The following is an 18,828-nucleotide window of genomic DNA, read 5'->3' as shown; positions in this document are numbered from 1 at the left end:
AACAGAATTTAAATAATGGTCATTTGGCCCAAATTTAAATTTTCATCGTTGATCATATGATCTTCTGTATCACTGATCACACTTTCAAGAAAATCACCCACCCTTTCTGTAGAGTAATGATTATCTCTATTAATATCTTTGGTGCAAACGTTTAACTGTATACTAACGTCTACTGCAAGTCTTACTGCTTTTGCCTCTTCGATTAGGCCGAAATAATCCAGCATCATGGCTGCTGAAAGTACGGATGCAAGAGGATTTGCGATCCCTTGTCCCGCAGCTTGCGGATAGGAACCATGAATAGGTTCGAATAATGCGTTTTTTTCTCCTACTGAAGCAGATTCCAGCAAACCGATGCTGCCACCAATCACACTGGCTTCGTCTGAAATAATATCGCCGAACATATTCTCTGTTAGAATCACGTCGAACTGCCCTGGATTAAGAATCATTTGCATGGCCGCGTTATCCACATAAAGAAAATCCAGTTCTACTTCGGGATAGGATTTGCTTATTTCTTTTACCGTTTTTCTCCATAATCTGGAAGTTTCCAAAACGTTTGCCTTATCTATTAATGTTAATTTCTTTCTTCTTTCTCCCGCCGCTTTAAACGCCAGGTGGGCGATTCTTTCAATTTCCTCTACCGTATAAAAACAAAGGTCTGAGGCAGATTTCCCATCTGCTGAGGTACTTTTTTCTCCAAAATAAATGCCGCCGGTAAGTTCTCTATAGATCACCATATCTACTCCCTGAATAATTTCAGGTTTTAGCGGAGAATTTTCGATAAGGGCTTCATATGCTTTTACCGGTCTTATATTGGCAAAAAGTCCAAGTTCCTTGCGCAACCTTAATAAACCCTGTTCCGGGCGTACTTTCGCCGAAGGATCATTATCATATTTTGGATCACCAATAGCCCCAAAAAGCACAGCATGAGATCTTTTACATAAATTCAATGTTGATTCCGGCAATGGATCCCCAACCTGATCTATTGCCGCCGCTCCCACAGCAGCTTCCTCAAAAATAAATTCATGATCAAACCTATCAGCAATGGCATTTAACACCTTAACCGATTGCTGTGTTATTTCTGGACCAATCCCGTCGCCGGGAAGTACTGCTATATTAAATTTCATAATATTCTGTTTTAATAGGTTTTTTCCGGAACGAATTCCATACCGGATCTCATTTTTTCAAATCTTTTAATTGTCTCCAGTTTACTGGTTAAAAAATCTATATCGTCATATCCGTTCATAAGGCAGGTCTTTTTATAGGGATCAATCTCAAAAGCTTCAAAATCTCCGGTAGACTTTATACTAATTTTTTGTTCTTCAAGATCAATACTGATGCTTTCATCAGCATCCTGTTCCAAAGCCGAGAATAATTTATGAAGAAATTCAGGGCTTACCTGTACTGGTAATAACCCATTATTTAATGCATTCCCTTTAAAAATATCTGCGAAATAGCTGGAAACTACTACTTTGAAGCCATAAGCTTTTAGAGCCCATGCCGCATGTTCTCTGCTGGACCCGCATCCAAAATTATTTCCGGCAACTAAAATAGAGCCGGAATATTTTTTCTGATTTAAAACGAAGTTCTCATTCGGTTGTCCGGTTTTATCAAAACGCCAGTCTCTGAAAAGATTTTCTCCAAAACCAGATTTATCGGTGGCTTTTAAAAATCTCGCCGGGATGATCTGGTCTGTATCCACATTTTCTGCATCTAATGGAACTGCTGTATCTATTAGTGTTATAAACTTTTCCATTAGTTGAGATGTTTAGTGAAATCTGTAAGCTTTCCAGCAATCGCAGTTGCCGCTGCCGTCAAAGGACTCGCCAGAATTGTTCTCGATCCCGGACCTTGTCTTCCTTCAAAATTTCTGTTACTGGTAGAAACACAATATTCTCCTTCCGGGATCTTATCATCGTTCATAGCAAGACATGCGGAACATCCAGGTTGTCTTAAAGTAAATCCCGCTTCCTCGAAAATTTCCTGCAGGCCTTCGGCTTTGATCTGCTCGGCGACCTGTCGGCTTCCCGGAACGATCAATGCATTCACATTATCTGCTTTTTTCTTACCTTGGATATAGGAGGCAGCCACTCTAAAATCTTCAATTCTTGAATTGGTGCAGCTACCAATAAAAATATAGTTGATCGTTTTATCCAGAAGGATTTCTCCAGGCTTGAAATTCATATAACTAAGGGCCTTCGAATCACTTTTGTTTCCTTCCAAAGGGATTGAACCGGTTAGTTTGATCCCCATTCCCGGATTGGTTCCGTAGGTAATCATTGGTTCTATATCTTCAGCATCAAAGAAATATTCCTGATCGAATTCTGCACCTTCATCGGTTTTTAAGGTTTTCCAGTGAGCTTTCAGTTTCTCAAATTCTGAACCTTTTGGAGCGAACTGTCTTCCTTCAACATAGTCTATAGTTGTTTGGTCCGGAGCAATGAGTCCGCCACGAGCACCCATTTCGATACTCATGTTGCATACCGTCATCCTCCCTTCCATGGACATTTCTTCAAAAACATTTCCGGCATATTCACAGAAATAGCTCGTTCCCGAGTTTGTTCCCAGCTTACTGATGATATACAGGATCACATCCTTTGGCAATACTCCGTTTTTAAGCTTCCCGTTGACGTTTACTCTTAATTTTTTAGGTTTCTCAACAAGGAGACACTGACTCGCAAAAACCTGAGTTACCTGACTGGTTCCTATTCCAAAGGCGATAGTTCCAAAGGCGCCATGCGTGGAAGTATGACTGTCCCCGCAAACAATGGTCATTCCCGGCTGAGTAATACCCAGTTCCGGAGCCATAACGTGGACGATTCCATTATATGGATGTCCCAAACCATAAAGAGTGATATTATTCTCTTCACAATTCATGCTTAGCTCTTTCAGTTGTTTTCGGGATAAGAGATCCTTAACCGGCAGATGCTGATTTTGGGTCGGCGTATTATGATCTGCCGTTGCTACAATCTGTTCCGGTCTGAATACCGGAATATTTCGTTCTTTAAGTTCATTAAATGCCTGCGGACTGGTTACTTCATGTATCAAATGCTTGTCGATATATAAAATATCCGGACCGTTTGGGATGCTTTCCACAACATGAGAATCCCATATTTTATCAAATAGAGTTTTCTTCATAATTATGCGATAGCTCTTGAACTCTTTCTATAAATTTCCATAATCTCATGGATCTCATGATCCACAACTTCTTTACGCATATCGGCGAAATTTAAAAATTCGGTGTAAACATGATCCAACTCTATTTTAGTCAGGTCATAACCCATTTTCTTGGCTTTATAAGCCAACGCAGCTCTACCACTGCGCGCGGTCAATACGATCGCTGATTCGGTTACTCCAACATCTGCAGGATTTATAATTTCATAGGTTTCTCGGTTCTTTATGACCCCATCCTGATGAATTCCGGAGCTATGTGCAAAAGCATTAGCGCCTACAATGGCCTTATTTGGCTGTACATACATTCCCATTTCATTGGAAACCATTTTGCTGGTATCAAACAATAATTGCGGATTTATATCTGTATTTAAATTAAGATATGGATGTTGCCTAAGGATCATGACCACTTCTTCCAAAGCAGTATTCCCGGCACGCTCACCAATCCCGTTTATAGTACATTCAATTTGTCTTGCCCCATTGGTAATGCCCGCAATCGCATTCGCAGTGGCCAGGCCAAGGTCGTTATGACAATGGCAGGATATAATTACATTCCCAATCCCTGGTACATTTTCTTTTAAATATTTGATCTTTTGCCCATATTCTTCAGGCAGACAATAACCGGTGGTATCCGGAATATTTAAAACCGTTGCTCCTGCTTTAATAGCTTCAGCACATACTTTTGCTAAGAACTCGTTACTGGTTCTTCCGGCATCTTCAGCATAAAACTCCACATCATCAACAAAGGTTTTGGCATATGCAACAGCTTCACCGGCCCTTTCAACAATCTCAGCTCTGCTGGATTTAAATTTGTATTTAATGTGGGAGTCAGAAGTTCCTATCCCGGTATGTATTCTTGGTTTTCTAGCAAACTTCAAAGCTTCTGCCGCGACTTTGATATCGTTTTTTACAGCCCGTGTAAGTCCGCAAACTGTAGCATTTTTGACGATTTTTGCGATCTCAGAAACCGACTGGAAATCTCCGGGACTAGAAACAGGAAAACCAGCTTCAATAACATCTACACCAAGTTCATCGAGGCGGGCAGCGATCTTTAATTTTTGTTTTGTATTTAATTTACATCCCGGGACCTGTTCTCCGTCTCTCAGGGTAGTGTCAAAAATTTCTACCTTTTCCGTGTGCATATGAGATCTATTTTACTTTATCTTTATCTAAAGTATAGGAATTATCAGGCTTTTCGCCTTCCAATCTAAAAACTCTTACGATACTTGAGTGGATATTTCACCCTCATAAACCTTTGTTTTACAGGTGTTTATAAATTAATCAATTACAATGACTAACGACTTAACTGAAAATTTGTTTTCTTTAATTAAATCATTGTCAGCTTCAGAAAAGAGGCAGTTTTCTTTATATGTTGGAAGAATAGGAGTGAATACAGATTCTAAATTTTTGAATTTGTACAAGGTGATGTCCCGTCAAAAGAAATATGATGAGGCAGATATTTTGAAAAATACCGGGATCACTAAAATTCAGCTGTCCAATGTCAAAACACATTTATATAAACAACTTTTAATTTCTTTAAGGCTGAATCCTGCTCATCAAAGTATCCCTGTTCAAATAAGGGAGCAACTGGATTTTGCCTATATCCTGTATCATAAGGGGCTTTATAAACAGAGTCTTAAAATTCTGGATAAAGTCAAATCTCTCGCCCTGAACCATGAAGAAAAGAATGTTGCTTATGAAATCCTGGAACTGGAAAAGATCATAGAGTCGCAGTACATCACCCGGAGTATGAGTAACCGGGCAGAAATTCTTATCAAGGAAACCACCGAGATAAGTGAGCTGAATTCTCTTTGGGGTAAGCTATCGAATTTGTCGCTGGAGCTTTATTCCATTTTTCTTAAAAAAGGTTATTGCCGGACTGAAGAAGAGGCAAATGAGATCAAAGCTTATTTTAAACAGCAGTTGCCGGAATATGATCACTCTCAGCTTGGCTTTAGAGAGCGTTTGTGGGTATATAAATGTCACTTATGGTATAGCTTTTTAATTCAGGATTTTTTGGGTTGCTACCGTTATTCCATGAAGTGGAAGGAATTGTTTGTGGAGTACAAAAGATTGATACCCCTGCATCCCGTTTCCTATTTAAAAGGAAACCATTATTTACTGGAATCCTTATTCTATTTAAATCATACAGAGCTTTTTGAGAAAACCCTAAAGGAGATGGAAGATGCATTGCGGGATCCCAAAATTCCGCATAATGATAATATTTCAGCTTTGGCGTTCTTATACGTATACAGCAATAAACTGAATTTAAGGTTTATGCAGGGAGCTTTTGGAAATTCAGATGAACTGGTAGAAAAGATCATGGAAAAAATCTCCAAATTTAAAGGGAGACTGGACGAGCATCATATCATGGTGTTTTACTACAAAATGGCATGTTTGTATTTTGGAGATGGAAACAATAAAAAATGCATCGAATTCCTGAAAAAGATCATACATAATAAGTCCCTTGAAATGCGCGAAGATTTGATGTGTTTCTCCAGAATTCTTAACCTGGTCGCCCATTATGAGGCAGGATTGGATTATCATCTGGACAGACTGGTAAAATCTACTTACAAATTTTTGATAAGGATGGATGATATGCATGAAGTACAGAAGGAAATGATGAGATTTCTAAGAAATCTGCCTGACGTTTCGCCATTGAATATCAAGAATGAATTTAAAAAATTACATACTACCTTAAAACAATTTGAAAATCATCCCTACGAAAGAAGAGCTTTCCTATATCTGGACATACTTTCCTGGCTGGAGAGCAATATTACAGATAAGCCGGTAAAAGTGATAATCAGGGAAAAGAATGAGCGATTCGCGCGTTAAAAATCTTGATTTGACAAATAATTCCAAATCCCTTAGCAACCTTCTTCAGCTTAATATAGCCGTATTGCTAATAAGTACTTCCGGAGTCCTGGGTAGATATATTAGCCTGCACCCTGTGACCACCATATTTTACAGATGTTTACTAGCAGTTGCCGTGTTTTATATTTACTGTAAATGGAAGGGGATCAGTCTTAAAGTAGAGAATAAAAAAGATCTGCTAAAACTTATCCTGGGCGGGATTTTAATGGGAGCCCACTGGGTAACTTACTTTTTTTCGCTAAAGTATTCAAGCGTCGCTATAGCATTACTTTCGCTTTTCACATACCCTGTAATTACCGCTTTACTGGAACCCATTCTTTTTAAGATCAGATTCAATAAGATACATCTTGGATTGAGTATTCTGGTATTGTTTGGAATTTATTTCCTGAGTCCGCCAATGGATTTTGGTGATAAAACCTTTATTGCTGTAATATTGGGACTGGTCTCGGCTGTTTTTTATGCTTTAAGAAATTTATTAATGAAAAACGAGGTAGGGCGCTACAATGGTTCCGCATTGATGTTCTACCAAATACTGGTTATAGGAATTCTGTTATCTCCAAGCATCTTTTTTTCTGAAATAAGAGAAGTGTTAGATCAATGGAAACCACTATTAACCCTGGCCGTTTTAACTACCTGTATAGGTCACACAATGTTTCTAATCAGCTTTAAGAACTTCAGCATTACCGCGGCCAGTATTATGAGCAGCATCCAGCCGGTTTACGGAATAGTGTTAGGTTTTCTGTTTTTGAATGAAATTCCAAGCCTGCAAACTATTATCGGGGGAAGCCTTATAATTAGTGCTGTGCTTATTGAAAGCTTAATTTCAGTAAGAAAGAAATAGAGGCTAATTTAAAATCCTATCAAAAGTATCTCCTTGTTTAAAATCGCCGGTTCTAAAACCTTTCATAAACCACTTTTTTCTCTGTTCAGAAGTTCCATGGGTAAAGGAATCCGGATTTACGCTACCGGAAGTTCTTCTTTGGATGGCATCATCTCCAACCGCATTGGCTGCACTTAGAGCTTCTTCGATATCACCTTCTTCCAGATATTGTTTGTTAAAATGAGCCCAGACACCGGCATAGAAATCGGCTTGAAGTTCCAGAGCTACAGATAGTTCATTCGCTTTAGTTTTACCAACCTGTTGTTGTAAATTCCTCACTTTACCGGCGGTTCCCAGGAGATGCTGAACATGGTGACCTACCTCATGAGCCATTACATAGGCAATTGCAAAATCTCCACCTTTAGCTCCAAAACGGCTTTTGAGTTCCTGAAAAAACCTAAGATCCATATATATTTTTTGATCGGCAGGGCAGTAGAAAGGTCCGCTGGCAGATGATGCACTTCCACAGGCCGTTTGCACTGCATCTGAAAATAAAACTAATCCGGGTTCTCTGTATTGGCGATTGCTTTCAGAAAAAATTTCATTCCAGGTATCTTCAGTATAGGCAAGAAGCGTTTCAGAAAATGCTCCCAGTTCTTTTTCTTCTGAAGTTAATTCCCGCGTTTCAGCAGGTTCACCTGTGCCGCCAAGTTGATTTAGGACTGAAATATCTCCATCGCTTAATACGAACTGAGCAATTACAAAAATTACTCCTATTATTCCCCCACCGGCTATGAGTTTGCCTTTCCCGGAGGAACCTCGTCGATCTTCTACGTTACCGCTTCGTCTATTACCTCGCCATTTCATAATTTGATATTTTCTATAAAAATACTAATTAGAAAAACATCAAACTCTAAATTAAATCATAACAGCGACCCATATTGGGTCAGATGGAGGGGGAGCAGTTATATGAATGGTTTCTTTTTTAACCGGGTGCGTAAAGACCAATTCCCGGGAATGCAGATGTATGCTTCCATCCTTATTACTACGATCAAAACCATATTTAAGATCTCCCTTTATAGGGCAACCTATTGAGGATAACTGACTGCGTATCTGGTGGTGTCTTCCGGTATGAAGATCTACTTCCAGAAGGAAATAATTGTCAAGTTTCAATATTAACCTGTAATCAAGAATGGCTTTTTTAGAATCAGGAACTTCATTTTTATGAGCGTAGGACTTATTTTGTTTCTGATTCCTTTTCATATAATGAATCAGCTCTCCTGAAGGTTGAGGCGGTTCATTTTTAACGATGGCCCAATAGGTTTTTTTAGCTTTCTTATCCTGAAACAGTTTATTCAGGCGGGGAAGGGCTTTTGAAGTTTTTGAGAAAACCACGATCCCGCTGGTGGGTCTGTCCAGCCTGTGAACCACCCCCAGATACACATTCCCGGGTTTGTTATACTTCTCCTTTAAATAAGATTTTACCACCTCACTTAAAGGTTTATCACCGGTCTTGTCACCCTGAACTATATCTCCGGGTCTTTTATTTACGATTATGATATGGTTATCTTCATGTAATACCTGAAGATTGTCCTTGGTAGAATGTGTGTTTTCCAAACTCATTAATACTGTTCGTCGTCTGATGGAAAGGATTTGCTTTTAACATCATCTCTGTAATTTTGAAAAGCTTTGGTCATTTCACCATGCAGGTCTGCATAACGGCGTAAAAAACGCGGATTAAATTCATGCGTCATTCCCAGCATGTCATGTACTACAAGTACCTGCCCGTCCACTCCATTTCCGGCTCCAATTCCTATTACCGGGATGGTTAAGCTTTCAGCCACTTCTTTGGCAAGTTTGGCAGGAACCTTTTCCAAAACAATTGCAAAACATCCAATTTTCTCAAGCATTTTAGCATCAGATTTCAGCTTTTCGGCTTCCTCTTCTTCTTTAGCACGTACGGTATATGTCCCGAATTTATAAATGGATTGCGGAGTAAGACCTAAGTGTCCCATAACAGGAATCCCGGCATGCATGATCCTTTTAATGCTTTCCTTTACTTCTTTTCCTCCTTCTAGTTTTACGGCATGTCCACCGCTTTCTTTCATTATTCTAATTGCCGATCTTAGAGCTTCTTTGGGATCACTCTGGTAACTTCCAAAAGGAAGGTCTACCACAACCAGTGCCCGGTTGATGGCTCTAACAACACTCGTTGCATGATAGATCATTTGATCCAAAGTAATTGGCAGCGTAGTTTCATGACCGGCCATTACGTTACTTGCCGAGTCACCCACCAGGATCACATCTATCCCGGCTCCATCCACGATCTGCGCCATGGTAAAATCATATGCCGTAAGCATACTTATCTTCTCACCATTGGATTTCATGTCTACCAGAGACTTTGTGGTGATACGCTTATACTCCTTTTTTGCAACAGACATTTAGTATATTTTAAATTTCAGTAAAAGTAGTAAATTCGAGTCCCACATTCAAAAACAAGGCTTCAATGAAAAAATATCTTTTTTGTATACTAATGCTTATTGGTTACAGTTCAATCGCTCAGACAAATTCTTCAGAAGAAACGCCCGAAAAATTTGTAGAAAATTTCTTTGAAGCATTCCATGACCAGGATACCATTCGATTAAAGCAAATGGCACATCAAGAAGCCAGACTACAGTCGGTTTCAAAAGATAAAGCCGGCAAGACGGTTCTCGTGACTGAAGAGTACGGAAAATTTATTAAAGGAATTGCTTCAATCCCACCAGATGCTGAGTTTAAAGAAACCATTCATGAATTTAGGGTAGAGGAAAATGGATTAATGGCTACGGTGAATACTCCGTACAGTTTCCATTTTAACGGAAAGTTTTCTCATTGTGGAGTCAATACTTTCCAATTAGTAAAATTTGAAGGCGAGTGGAGGATCGTTTATTTAATCGATACCCGAGAAAAGGAGGGATGTGATTAAAGGTCTTTTACACATCTAAAGCCAGTATGTTCCAATCCGGTATCCGGAACTGAGCTCATTCTGGCAGCATTTCTATAACCCGTACAGTAACTATTGCTGCAAAGGAAAGAACCTCCGCGAATTACTTTTTCCTGTTGCATATTGTCGTATTCCTTAAAATAGCCATCAATTCGATTCTCTAAATTCGAATAAGCATCAGCGTGATAGGTATCAAGACACCATTCCCAAACATTCCCTGATGTTTCAAAAAGTCCGAATTTGTTTGGAGGAAAACTTTTCACAGGAGCTGTTTTCTGATGCCCGTCCAGGTTTAAATTATTGTGTGGGAAATCTCCCTGGAAATAATTGGCCCGGGGAGAAGCAAGATCCAATTCATTTCCCCAGTTATAAACCAGAGTATCATTTCCTGCCCGGTTAAAATATTCATATTCAGCTTCAGTGGGCAGTCTTTTTCCGGCCCATTTGGCATAAGCCATAGCATCATACCAGGAGACCTGTACTACAGGATGATCATCCTTACCGTCAATATTGCTTTCCGAACCTTGTGGATGTTTCCAGTTAGCACCTTTCGTAAATTTCCACCACCATTCCGGATTATAAGGATCAAACACAAGCGCTCCGGGCTGGTATTTTTTTCCTTTTATTTCAAAAGAGCGTTCTGCAGTGGTTACATAGCCTGTGGCTTCAACAAATTCTCTGAATTGTGCATTGGTAACTTCAGTTTTATCCACCCATAAATCTTTTACCTTTTCCTTGTGACGTGGAAATTCGTTTGGACGTGCCAGGGAGTCATTACCGCCCATCATATAAGTACCCCCTTTCATTTTTACCATTCCATCAGTAGAAGCAGAATCTGGTCTGGTTTTGATATAAGAGATCTCTTTAATATAAGCCTGGTGATAATCGGGAACTTCTACCTGTTCTGTCAGGATTGCTTCCCGCCCAATTCCCCTTTCTTCTTTACATGCTAAAAATACTGTAATGCAAAGAAGAAGGATAATTATGCTAAAAGTTTTAAAAGTCATTACAGGTACTTATTATCTGGTGGTATGTTTAAAGACGGTCAATATTAGTAAAAATCTGAAACTTATTGAGATAAGGTAAACGGCAATATGAAAATTAAAGCCATGGAATTATTTAAACTATGCATCAAAATTGGCCAAATCAAAGCTTTGTTTTCAACTTTGACTTTTCCGAAGAAAAATCCTGCGATAATTCTGGGGAAGATCAGGGCAATAAGAATGAGGTTTATTTGAAAGGTATCTACATAATTGAAGATATGTACAAAGCCGAAAATTATGGCGCCCACGATCCAGATCCAAAGGTAATACCTGTGCAGCCAGTAGCACAGTTTTTTATACATGGGGGAAGGTATGAATTCTCCAAGGGCATAATAAATTAAAAAAAGGATACCGGAAAGCAGACCGTATTTTAAACCCCAATGCGCCTCTTCCGGAATTAGCAGTAGTCCAATTACATATAATATGGTACATAGAAAGAACTTAAGACTTGCTGCAGATGGTTTTAACAAACTTCTAAAAAGTCCCTCTTCCAGTACCGGAGCTACTATCACAGCCATGAAAGCAAATTTCCAGGGGTGCTGTTTTAGAAGTTCAAAAAGTTCAGTTTGCCGGTACTTATCAATATCGATATCAACTACAAAAAGATCTAATAGTCTCAGAATAAAAAAGAACAGGAAATAGCATAAGATCATTAAACCAAAGTTCCTGAAGAGGTTCTTTAATTTTGTCCATGAATTATGCTGTACTAATATGTTCAATAGAAATTTAAGATTTTAGCAGTCACTTAAACTCACTTTCACTGCCAGCCCACCTTCAGAGGTTTCTTTATATTTTTTATTCATATCCTTTGCGGTTTCCCACATGGTCTCGATCACTTTATCGAGTGGAACTTTTGCTTTGCTGGCATCACTTTCCATGGCAATTTCAGCAGCATTAATGGCTTTAATGGCCCCCATGGCATTTCGCTCAATACAAGGCACCTGTACAAGACCGGCGATTGGATCACAGGTTAAACCAAGATGGTGTTCCATGGCGATTTCACTGGCCATTAATACCTGTTCCGGCGTACCACCCATTAACTCTGTCAATCCCCCTGCAGCCATGGCAGAGGAAACTCCAATCTCGGCCTGGCATCCACCCATTGCTGCAGAAATGGTTGCACCTTTTTTGAAAAGGCTTCCAATTTCACCTGCAACAAGCATGAATCGTTTGATATCTTCGAAAGTTGCATCGTGATTCTCGATCACTAAATAATACATCAATACCGCAGGTACCGTTCCGGCGCTACCATTGGTTGGAGCCGTAACCACCCGACCTAAAGATGCATTTACTTCATTTACACTAAGTGCAAAACAGCTAACCCATTTTAAGATCTGACGGAATTTCACTTCGGTTTGACGAATAGCCGGGATCCAGTCTTCCACGCTGGTATAGGCTGTGTCGCCTATTAAACGCTGATGCATTTCAAAGGCACGTCTTTTTACATTCAATCCGCCCGGTAATGTTCCTTCAGTATGGCAACCAATATACATGGACTCCAGCATAACCTGCCAGATCTGCTTTAGGTTTGCGTCAATTTCAGCATCCGTTCTTAGGGAGCGTTCATTTTCTAAAACGATGGATGAAATCGGTTTGTTTTCAGCCTTACAGTAAGCCTGTAATTCTGTAGCTTTTTCAATAGGAAAAGGAAACTCCTGAAAATTCTTCATTTTCTTACTGGCATTCTTCCGTTCCTTTTTGACAACGAATCCGCCTCCAATAGAATAGAATGAAGAGGAAGTTTTTTTGCCATTTTCCAGGCAAGCTCTAAAGGTCATTCCATTAGGATGGAATTCGAGAAATTTTCGGTTAAACTTAATATCTTCAGCAAAAGTGAAATCTATTTCCCGTTCTCCATTTAAAAGAAGTTTACCCGAAGTTTTTACCCTTTCAATTTCTGAAGCGATAAGGGCGATATCCATGGTTACAGGGTCATGTCCCAGCAATCCAAGCAGGGTAGCGATATCTGTTGCATGGCCTTTTCCGGTAAGACTTAAAGATCCATACAGGTCAATATGTATTTTATCTACACTGTCAAATCTTTCCTTATTCTTTAATTCAGCTATCCAACGTTGAGCGGCTCTCCATGGTCCTAAAGTATGAGAACTAGATGGTCCTACACCCACCTTTAGCATGTCAAACACGCTAATACATTCAATTTTTCGCATTCAGAATATTTATTTGGCAACAAAAATAAGGATTTGATAATCCTACTCCTTAAAAATTGAAAAAATAATAAGGCTGTTTTTTGAAGGATATCAACCGACAGTAGATCTGCAAGAAAAGTGACACTATGTCATAAGATTTGCAGTGGCATAATGATTGACTTCTTGTGAGTGTAAAATTGATAAACTAACGTAAAAAACAAGTTATATAGTTATGAGTAAAGTAATTGGAATTGACTTGGGTACCACCAACTCCTGCGTTGCCGTAATGGAAGGTAGCGAACCAACGGTGATACCTAATGCCGAAGGTAAAAGAACAACTCCTTCTGTAATCGCATTTGTAGAAGGTGGTGAAATAAAAGTTGGTGACCCTGCAAAGCGTCAGGCGGTAACTAACCCAACAAAAACCGTAGCTTCTATTAAAAGATTCATGGGGAACAGATTCTCTGAGTCTGAAAGAGAAGCAGGAAGAGTGCCTTATAAAGTAACTAAAGGTGATAACGATACTCCACGAGTGGATATCGATGGTCGTCTTTATACTCCACAGGAACTTTCAGCAATGGTACTTCAAAAAATGAAGAAAACTGCTGAAGATTATTTAGGACAGGAAGTAACAGAAGCGGTAATTACCGTTCCTGCATACTTTAACGATTCTCAGCGTCATGCAACTAAAGAAGCTGGTGAGATCGCAGGTCTTAAAGTAAGAAGAATTATAAACGAGCCTACTGCTGCGGCATTGGCTTATGGATTGGATAAAAAATCTCAGGACCAGAAGATCGCTGTGTATGACCTTGGTGGTGGTACGTTCGATATTTCGATTCTTGAATTAGGTGACGGTGTATTTGAAGTACTTTCTACAAATGGTGATACTCACCTTGGTGGAGATGACTTTGATGAAGTATTGATCGATTACCTTGCAGATAACTTCCAGAAGGCAGAAGATATCGACCTTAGAAAAGATCCAATGGCACTTCAGCGTTTGAAGGAAGCTGCTGAGAAAGCGAAGATCGAATTATCATCTTCTTCTCAAACAGAAATCAACCTTCCATACGTAACTGCTACTGCCAGCGGACCAAAACACCTTGTAGAAACAATCACTCGTTCTAAGTTTGAGCAATTAGCTTCAGAACTTGTAACAAGATCTATGGAGCCGGTGAAAAAAGCACTTAGCGATGCAGGTCTTTCTAAAAGTGATATTGACGAGGTAATTCTTGTTGGTGGTTCTACCCGTATTCCTAAGATTCAGGAAGAAGTAGAAGCATTCTTTGGTAAGAAACCTTCTAAAGGAGTAAATCCGGATGAGGTTGTTGCAATTGGAGCAGCTATCCAGGGTGGTGTACTTACAGGAGATGTAAAAGATGTATTGCTTCTTGATGTAACTCCACTTTCTTTAGGTATTGAAACTATGGGTGGTGTTAACACTAAACTTATTGAATCAAATACAACGATCCCAACTAAGAAGTCACAAACCTTCTCTACTGCGGCAGACAATCAGCCTTCTGTAGAAATCCACGTACTTCAAGGGGAGCGTCCAATGGCAGCAGATAACAAAACAATTGGTAGATTCCACTTAGATGGAATTCCACCAGCGCCAAGAGGAACACCTCAAATTGAAGTGACTTTCGATATTGATGCCAACGGTATCATTAAAGTAAGCGCAACAGATAAAGCTACCGGTAAGTCTCAGGATATTCGTATCGAAGCTTCTTCAGGATTAACAGAAGAAGAAATCGAGAAAATGAAGAAAGAGGCTGAAGCTAACGCTGAGTCTGATAAGAAAGCAAAAGAGAAAGTTGATAAGCTTAATGAAGCTGATGCAATGATCTTCCAGACGGAAAAGCAACTGAAAGAATTTGGAGATAAACTTTCTGACGATAAGAAGAAGCCAATCGAAGAAGCTTTAGAAGAACTGAAGAAAGCTTATGAAACCAAAGAAGTTGAAACCATTCAGCCGGCTTTAGACAAGATCAACGAAGCATGGAAAACTGCTTCTGAAGAAATGTACAAAGCTCAGGCAGAAGCTCAGGGTGGCGCAAACGGTCAGCCGGGTGGTGCACAACAAGGTCCTGCCGGTGGCGGTACTGAAGGTGCTCAGGATGGAGACGATGTAGAAGACGTAGATTTCGAAGAAGTTAAATAATTGAAAACAAATTTTGTAAAAACAAAATTATGTAAACCGGTTGTCCCGAGCCTGGCGAGGGATCTTCAGGAAATCGAATTAGAATAAAGGTGAAAAGCCCCGCAGTTATGCGGGGCTTTTTGTTTTCCATATGGTTTTAATGGGAACTCATCATAAACACGATTTATAGGCAAGTATTTTACCAGTAATAATTACGTTTTTAAAACATAGAACCTAAAATATTATGCATAGCAGGTGTTAATTAAAGGAAATCCCCCATCCTGATTTTTATTAAGTTCATATAATTTTATACTCGTTTTAGTCCCGATTACTCTTAGATTAAAATTTTTCAATCCCTACTATTTTATCCTCCCGGCGGAATGAGAAAACATTCTATATGTTTTGATTCACTCCACATTGCATTGTTATTAACCAATCAAATTAAATAATTATGAAAAATGGAAGATTGCAGCAATTCATAATGCTGGCTTTGGGAATGTTGATCATTTCCTGTAGTAAGGATGAAAAACCTATGTTAGATAACCCCCTCACTGAAAATGTAGCAGTGGTTCAATTAGGCCCGGTTTTAAACGATCTTTATAATCAGCAAACGAGACAGTCTTTAAATGATATTCCGGAATGTATGGATGATGACCCGGGTTTTGCCCAGATTTCGTTAACCTATGGGGAAGATGATGTGGTTGTAGATGTGATAGTTGAAATTCTGGAAGACGAAAATGGTTTTTTTACAGCTTATAATGAAGCCCTGGAAATCCCGATCCCAACCGGGTCCAAGACAGTTGAAATAACTTTAAACGAATTCCTGGTTTGGACCAATGTCAATGATAGCCCAGGGGTGATTATTTGGGCAGCACCTAAAATAGGAAGTGATTTTGCCGATATTGTTGAAAATCCTTTACCATATTCCTGGGATCTAAGGGCAGGTTCTAAAACATATACCAATATTGAAATGCTGTGTTTTGATGACAGGCGAGTAAATCTATATGGATATCAGTTTTTTGATATAACTCAGGTTCCTATTTATAATCTTTGCTTTTTTGCCAATTACTGTTCAGACTCCGGGAGGCATTTTACAGCTAATTACAGTCTTGATATTTATTACGGCTCCAATGCGAATGGTACTTTGCTTTATTCAGGTGAAATGCCTGTAAATGGAATCGATGGTGAATATTATGCTGAACCAATTTGTCTGGGTATACCTGCGCCGCATGATAACGAAGGAGATGATGAGCCTTACTTATATTATGTTGCGACCCTAATGGATTGGGATGAAAATTACGGCGAGGCAGATGGTGAATCAACATCGGGTACTCTAACCTGGAATGAAGTTCAGGCTTTATTAAATGATGATGGAGAAACCAGTGAATATGTTCATTTATTTATTAATTGTACCGATGATATTTCTGATTGTGGAGTTTTTGAGGCTATTCCGGAATCTTCATTCTATGAAACAATCAATCCGAATGATCCGATCGATTATTTTGAAATAATAACATATCTGGATGAAATCTTATTTAGTTTCTCACAGGGTGATCTATGCGCCGGTGCAGCAGATGTGCAAGATTGTATCAATGTTTTCAATTCACTTATTGCTGATGGAGGGTTTGTATTTGGATGCCCACCTGCGGGCTGTTATACATTCATCAGGCAGCAAATGAATGGTGTAAATGAGTTAATAACCACAGATGATCAATTGAAGGAATTTTTAGGAAATATAGATTCTAAAGGTGATGCTTTACTTTGGGCTCTCGCCAATGATTATTACTGGTCTCCAAATAATATTACCGATGGAGCTGTTAAAGAAGGTTGCAGTGGCTATGAATTAGTGGTGAGAAAAATAGTAAGCAGTTGTGCACCATTACAAATAAACAGATTTCATTTGCGAATTACTCCCGCCGGAGAGATCATTGTTTTGGATGAGGAAATAATAGAATATGAGGAAGATCTCTGTATTTAATAAAAATTCAATGGACTATGATTCGTTATGAAGAATCGGGCATTGAATATTTGTTAACAGCAGGTCAAATTTTTCTTTAAAAATTAAAACCTTACCACAAATAGAATGTGGTAAGGTTTTTTTGAAACTTTTCGAACCAGGTTTTTATTAACTTCTGAAAGTCCCGCGAACCAATTTGGAATCAATTATCCGGCTAAATCCGAAATATGATTATTTGGATTTTTTGGAACCTTTCTTTTTGCTGTGTTTAAGCACTTCAGCCTCCATATAAAAAATGATCTCTTCGGCAATATTTGTGATAAGATCTCCAACTCTTTCAATTTTCTTGATAGCAGAGAACAGTAACAAATACTGATCGATATTCTGAGGATCTTTTTTAACCTGTTCAGATATCACAGAAAAGGAGTTAAGGTTGATCTTGTTCAGCAACTTATCCTTTTTAAATACTTTTCTGGCTTTTTGAGCATCTTCATCCTGATAGGCAATCTGTATATCGTCCAGCATGGAAAGAGCAGAATCGTACATTTCGTCAAACTGCAACTGGTCGCGCAGTTCCTGAGCCACCGGAGTGTCAACTTCTACAATATATTTTGCGAGCCCGTAAGCATGATCACCAACTCGTTCTAGGTCAAAATTTATCTTTCTTAAAGCAAGTACAAATCTAAGGTCTACGGCTACCGGATTATGCAAAGCGATGAAGCGTTCACAATCCCGGTCAATTTTAAGGTCCAGACTATTAACCCTGTTTTCTGAATGTAAAACATCCTCGGCAAGGTCGTGGTCATGATTTATAAATGCTTCTCTGGATTTCTTTAATTGTTTCCTGCAGAGATTAAACATCTCAAGGCCATACTGTTTAAGCAGATCCCTGTGTTCGTTTAAGTTTATCATAGTTCAAATTTTTATCCGAAACGGCCTGTGATATAATTCTCAGTTTGCTGTTTCTCCGGAACGGTGAAAATTTTATTCGTTTTATCGTATTCAATAAGATCACCCATATAGAAAAAGGCAGTGCTGTCACTAATTCTACTAGCCTGTTGCATATTATGGGTTACAATTACTATCGTATACTTTTCTTTAAGCTTGTAAATAAGGTCTTCGATCTTCGCTGTAGAGATAGGGTCTAAAGCTGAAGTTGGCTCATCCATTAAAATGATGGATGGTTCCACGGCCAGAGTTCTGGCGATACATAGCCTTTGTTGCTGACCACCTGATAAAGCAAGAGCCGACTTATTAAGGTCATCTTTCACTTCATCCCATAAACCAACCTGCTTAAGCGAATCTTCAACTCTTTCCTTTAAAAAGTTTTTATCCTTAAGCCCCTGGATCTTTAGGCCGTAGGCAACATTCTCGAATATGGATTTTGGGAAAGGGTTAGGTTTTTGAAAAACCATTCCAACCTGCTTCCGCAACTGTTCAACATTTATATCCTTATCATAAATGTTCTCATTATCTATCCTTATTTCGCCTTCCATTCTAAAGTCGTCAACATAATCGTTCATACGATTAAATAACCTTAAAAAAGTAGATTTCCCACAACCTGAAGGGCCAATGAATGCGGTAACCTTGTTGGCCTTGATGTTCATATTCACACCTTTAATAGCCATGAAGTCACCATACCAGACCTTAACGTCTTTAGCCTGTAATTTATATTTCCTTTGAAGGTCGCTGTCTATAA

17 protein-coding genes are annotated in these 18,828 nt (G+C 39.1%); 5 read left to right on the top strand and 12 right to left on the bottom strand.

The window, feature by feature from the left end; all coding sequences use genetic code 11:
- Nucleotides 1–8 precede the first annotated feature (8 nt).
- The 4 genes from leuB to ACNKXV_RS00895 are packed head-to-tail and all read right to left on the bottom strand — an operon-like array spanning nt 9 to nt 4,310.
- Entirely contained in the window at nt 9–1,124 is a 1,116-nt protein-coding gene (leuB, locus tag ACNKXV_RS00910) for a 3-isopropylmalate dehydrogenase (protein WP_417905820.1), read from the bottom strand.
- A gap of 11 nt (nt 1,125–1,135) precedes the next feature.
- Complete coding sequence (gene leuD / locus ACNKXV_RS00905; protein WP_417905819.1) at nt 1,136–1,753, bottom strand: 3-isopropylmalate dehydratase small subunit; 618 nt, start codon at nt 1,751–1,753, stop codon at nt 1,136–1,138.
- Nucleotides 1,753–3,135 (bottom strand): 3-isopropylmalate dehydratase large subunit, encoded by a 1,383-nt coding sequence (leuC, locus tag ACNKXV_RS00900; RefSeq protein ID WP_417905818.1) that lies wholly within the window; start codon nt 3,133–3,135, stop codon nt 1,753–1,755. Before leuC ends, leuD begins: the two co-directional genes overlap by 1 nt.
- Nucleotides 3,136–3,137: 2 nt before the next feature.
- Nucleotides 3,138–4,310, bottom strand: a complete 1,173-nt coding sequence (locus ACNKXV_RS00895) for a 2-isopropylmalate synthase (RefSeq protein WP_417905817.1) — start codon at nt 4,308–4,310, stop codon at nt 3,138–3,140.
- A gap of 148 nt (nt 4,311–4,458) precedes the next feature.
- On the opposite strand from ACNKXV_RS00895, the gene ACNKXV_RS00890 reads away from it, so the two are divergent.
- Both ACNKXV_RS00890 and ACNKXV_RS00885 read left to right on the top strand, forming a co-directional pair.
- Entirely contained in the window at nt 4,459–6,003 is a 1,545-nt protein-coding gene (locus tag ACNKXV_RS00890; protein ID WP_417905816.1) for a hypothetical protein, read from the top strand.
- Nucleotides 5,984–6,883, top strand: a complete 900-nt coding sequence (locus ACNKXV_RS00885; protein ID WP_417905815.1) for a DMT family transporter — start codon at nt 5,984–5,986, stop codon at nt 6,881–6,883. The genes ACNKXV_RS00890 and ACNKXV_RS00885 overlap by 20 nt, the downstream gene beginning before the upstream one ends.
- A 3-nt stretch (nt 6,884–6,886) precedes the next feature.
- Here the strand turns inward: ACNKXV_RS00885 and ypfJ are convergent, their stop codons facing one another.
- The 3 genes from ypfJ to panB are packed head-to-tail and all read right to left on the bottom strand — an operon-like array spanning nt 6,887 to nt 9,303.
- Nucleotides 6,887–7,729 carry a KPN_02809 family neutral zinc metallopeptidase gene (ypfJ, locus tag ACNKXV_RS00880; protein ID WP_417905814.1) on the bottom strand — a complete coding sequence of 281 codons (843 nt, stop codon included), beginning with the start codon at nt 7,727–7,729 and terminating at the stop codon, nt 6,887–6,889.
- 51 nt (nt 7,730–7,780) lie between these two features.
- Complete coding sequence (locus ACNKXV_RS00875) at nt 7,781–8,485, bottom strand: RluA family pseudouridine synthase (RefSeq protein ID WP_417905813.1); 705 nt, start codon at nt 8,483–8,485, stop codon at nt 7,781–7,783.
- Nucleotides 8,485–9,303, bottom strand: a complete 819-nt coding sequence (gene panB / locus ACNKXV_RS00870) for a 3-methyl-2-oxobutanoate hydroxymethyltransferase (protein WP_417905812.1) — start codon at nt 9,301–9,303, stop codon at nt 8,485–8,487. The genes ACNKXV_RS00875 and panB overlap by 1 nt, the downstream gene beginning before the upstream one ends.
- A 65-nt stretch (nt 9,304–9,368) precedes the next feature.
- Between panB and ACNKXV_RS00865 the strand changes: the two genes are divergently transcribed.
- The gene (locus ACNKXV_RS00865) at nt 9,369–9,827 is read left to right on the top strand and encodes a nuclear transport factor 2 family protein (RefSeq protein ID WP_417905811.1); all 459 of its coding nucleotides are present in this window, start codon (nt 9,369–9,371) and stop codon (nt 9,825–9,827) included.
- On the opposite strand, the gene ACNKXV_RS00860 is transcribed toward ACNKXV_RS00865, so the two are convergent.
- The 3 genes from ACNKXV_RS00860 to ACNKXV_RS00850 form a co-directional block, all read right to left on the bottom strand.
- The gene (locus ACNKXV_RS00860; RefSeq protein WP_417905810.1) at nt 9,824–10,852 is read right to left on the bottom strand and encodes a formylglycine-generating enzyme family protein; all 1,029 of its coding nucleotides are present in this window, start codon (nt 10,850–10,852) and stop codon (nt 9,824–9,826) included. The genes ACNKXV_RS00865 and ACNKXV_RS00860 overlap by 4 nt on opposite strands.
- Nucleotides 10,853–10,914: 62 nt before the next feature.
- Nucleotides 10,915–11,607, bottom strand: a complete 693-nt coding sequence (locus ACNKXV_RS00855; RefSeq protein ID WP_417905809.1) for a CPBP family glutamic-type intramembrane protease — start codon at nt 11,605–11,607, stop codon at nt 10,915–10,917.
- A gap of 15 nt (nt 11,608–11,622) precedes the next feature.
- Entirely contained in the window at nt 11,623–13,056 is a 1,434-nt protein-coding gene (locus tag ACNKXV_RS00850) for an L-serine ammonia-lyase (protein WP_417905808.1), read from the bottom strand.
- A gap of 211 nt (nt 13,057–13,267) precedes the next feature.
- On the opposite strand from ACNKXV_RS00850, the gene dnaK reads away from it, so the two are divergent.
- Nucleotides 13,268–15,193, top strand: coding sequence for a molecular chaperone DnaK (gene dnaK, locus ACNKXV_RS00845; RefSeq protein ID WP_417905807.1), 1,926 nt, complete (start codon nt 13,268–13,270; stop codon nt 15,191–15,193).
- 430 nt (nt 15,194–15,623) lie between these two features.
- Nucleotides 15,624–17,150 (top strand): hypothetical protein, encoded by a 1,527-nt coding sequence (locus tag ACNKXV_RS00840; protein ID WP_417905806.1) that lies wholly within the window; start codon nt 15,624–15,626, stop codon nt 17,148–17,150.
- 210 nt (nt 17,151–17,360) lie between these two features.
- On the opposite strand, the gene phoU is transcribed toward ACNKXV_RS00840, so the two are convergent.
- Together phoU and pstB are read right to left on the bottom strand one after the other, a co-directional pair.
- Nucleotides 17,361–18,041 (bottom strand): phosphate signaling complex protein PhoU, encoded by a 681-nt coding sequence (gene phoU, locus ACNKXV_RS00835; protein ID WP_417905805.1) that lies wholly within the window; start codon nt 18,039–18,041, stop codon nt 17,361–17,363.
- Between the two features lie 11 nt (nt 18,042–18,052).
- On the bottom strand, nt 18,053–18,826 hold the full coding sequence (gene pstB, locus ACNKXV_RS00830; protein WP_417905804.1) for a phosphate ABC transporter ATP-binding protein PstB: 774 nt from the start codon (nt 18,824–18,826) through the stop codon (nt 18,053–18,055).
- Between the last annotated feature and the right edge of the window lie 2 nt (nt 18,827–18,828).

It is taken from the genome of Christiangramia aquimixticola (genome assembly GCF_048285835.1).
Classification (GTDB): Bacteria; Bacteroidota; Bacteroidia; order Flavobacteriales; family Flavobacteriaceae; genus Christiangramia; species Christiangramia aquimixticola.
This window is presented reverse-complemented; position numbering and strand designations above follow the sequence as displayed.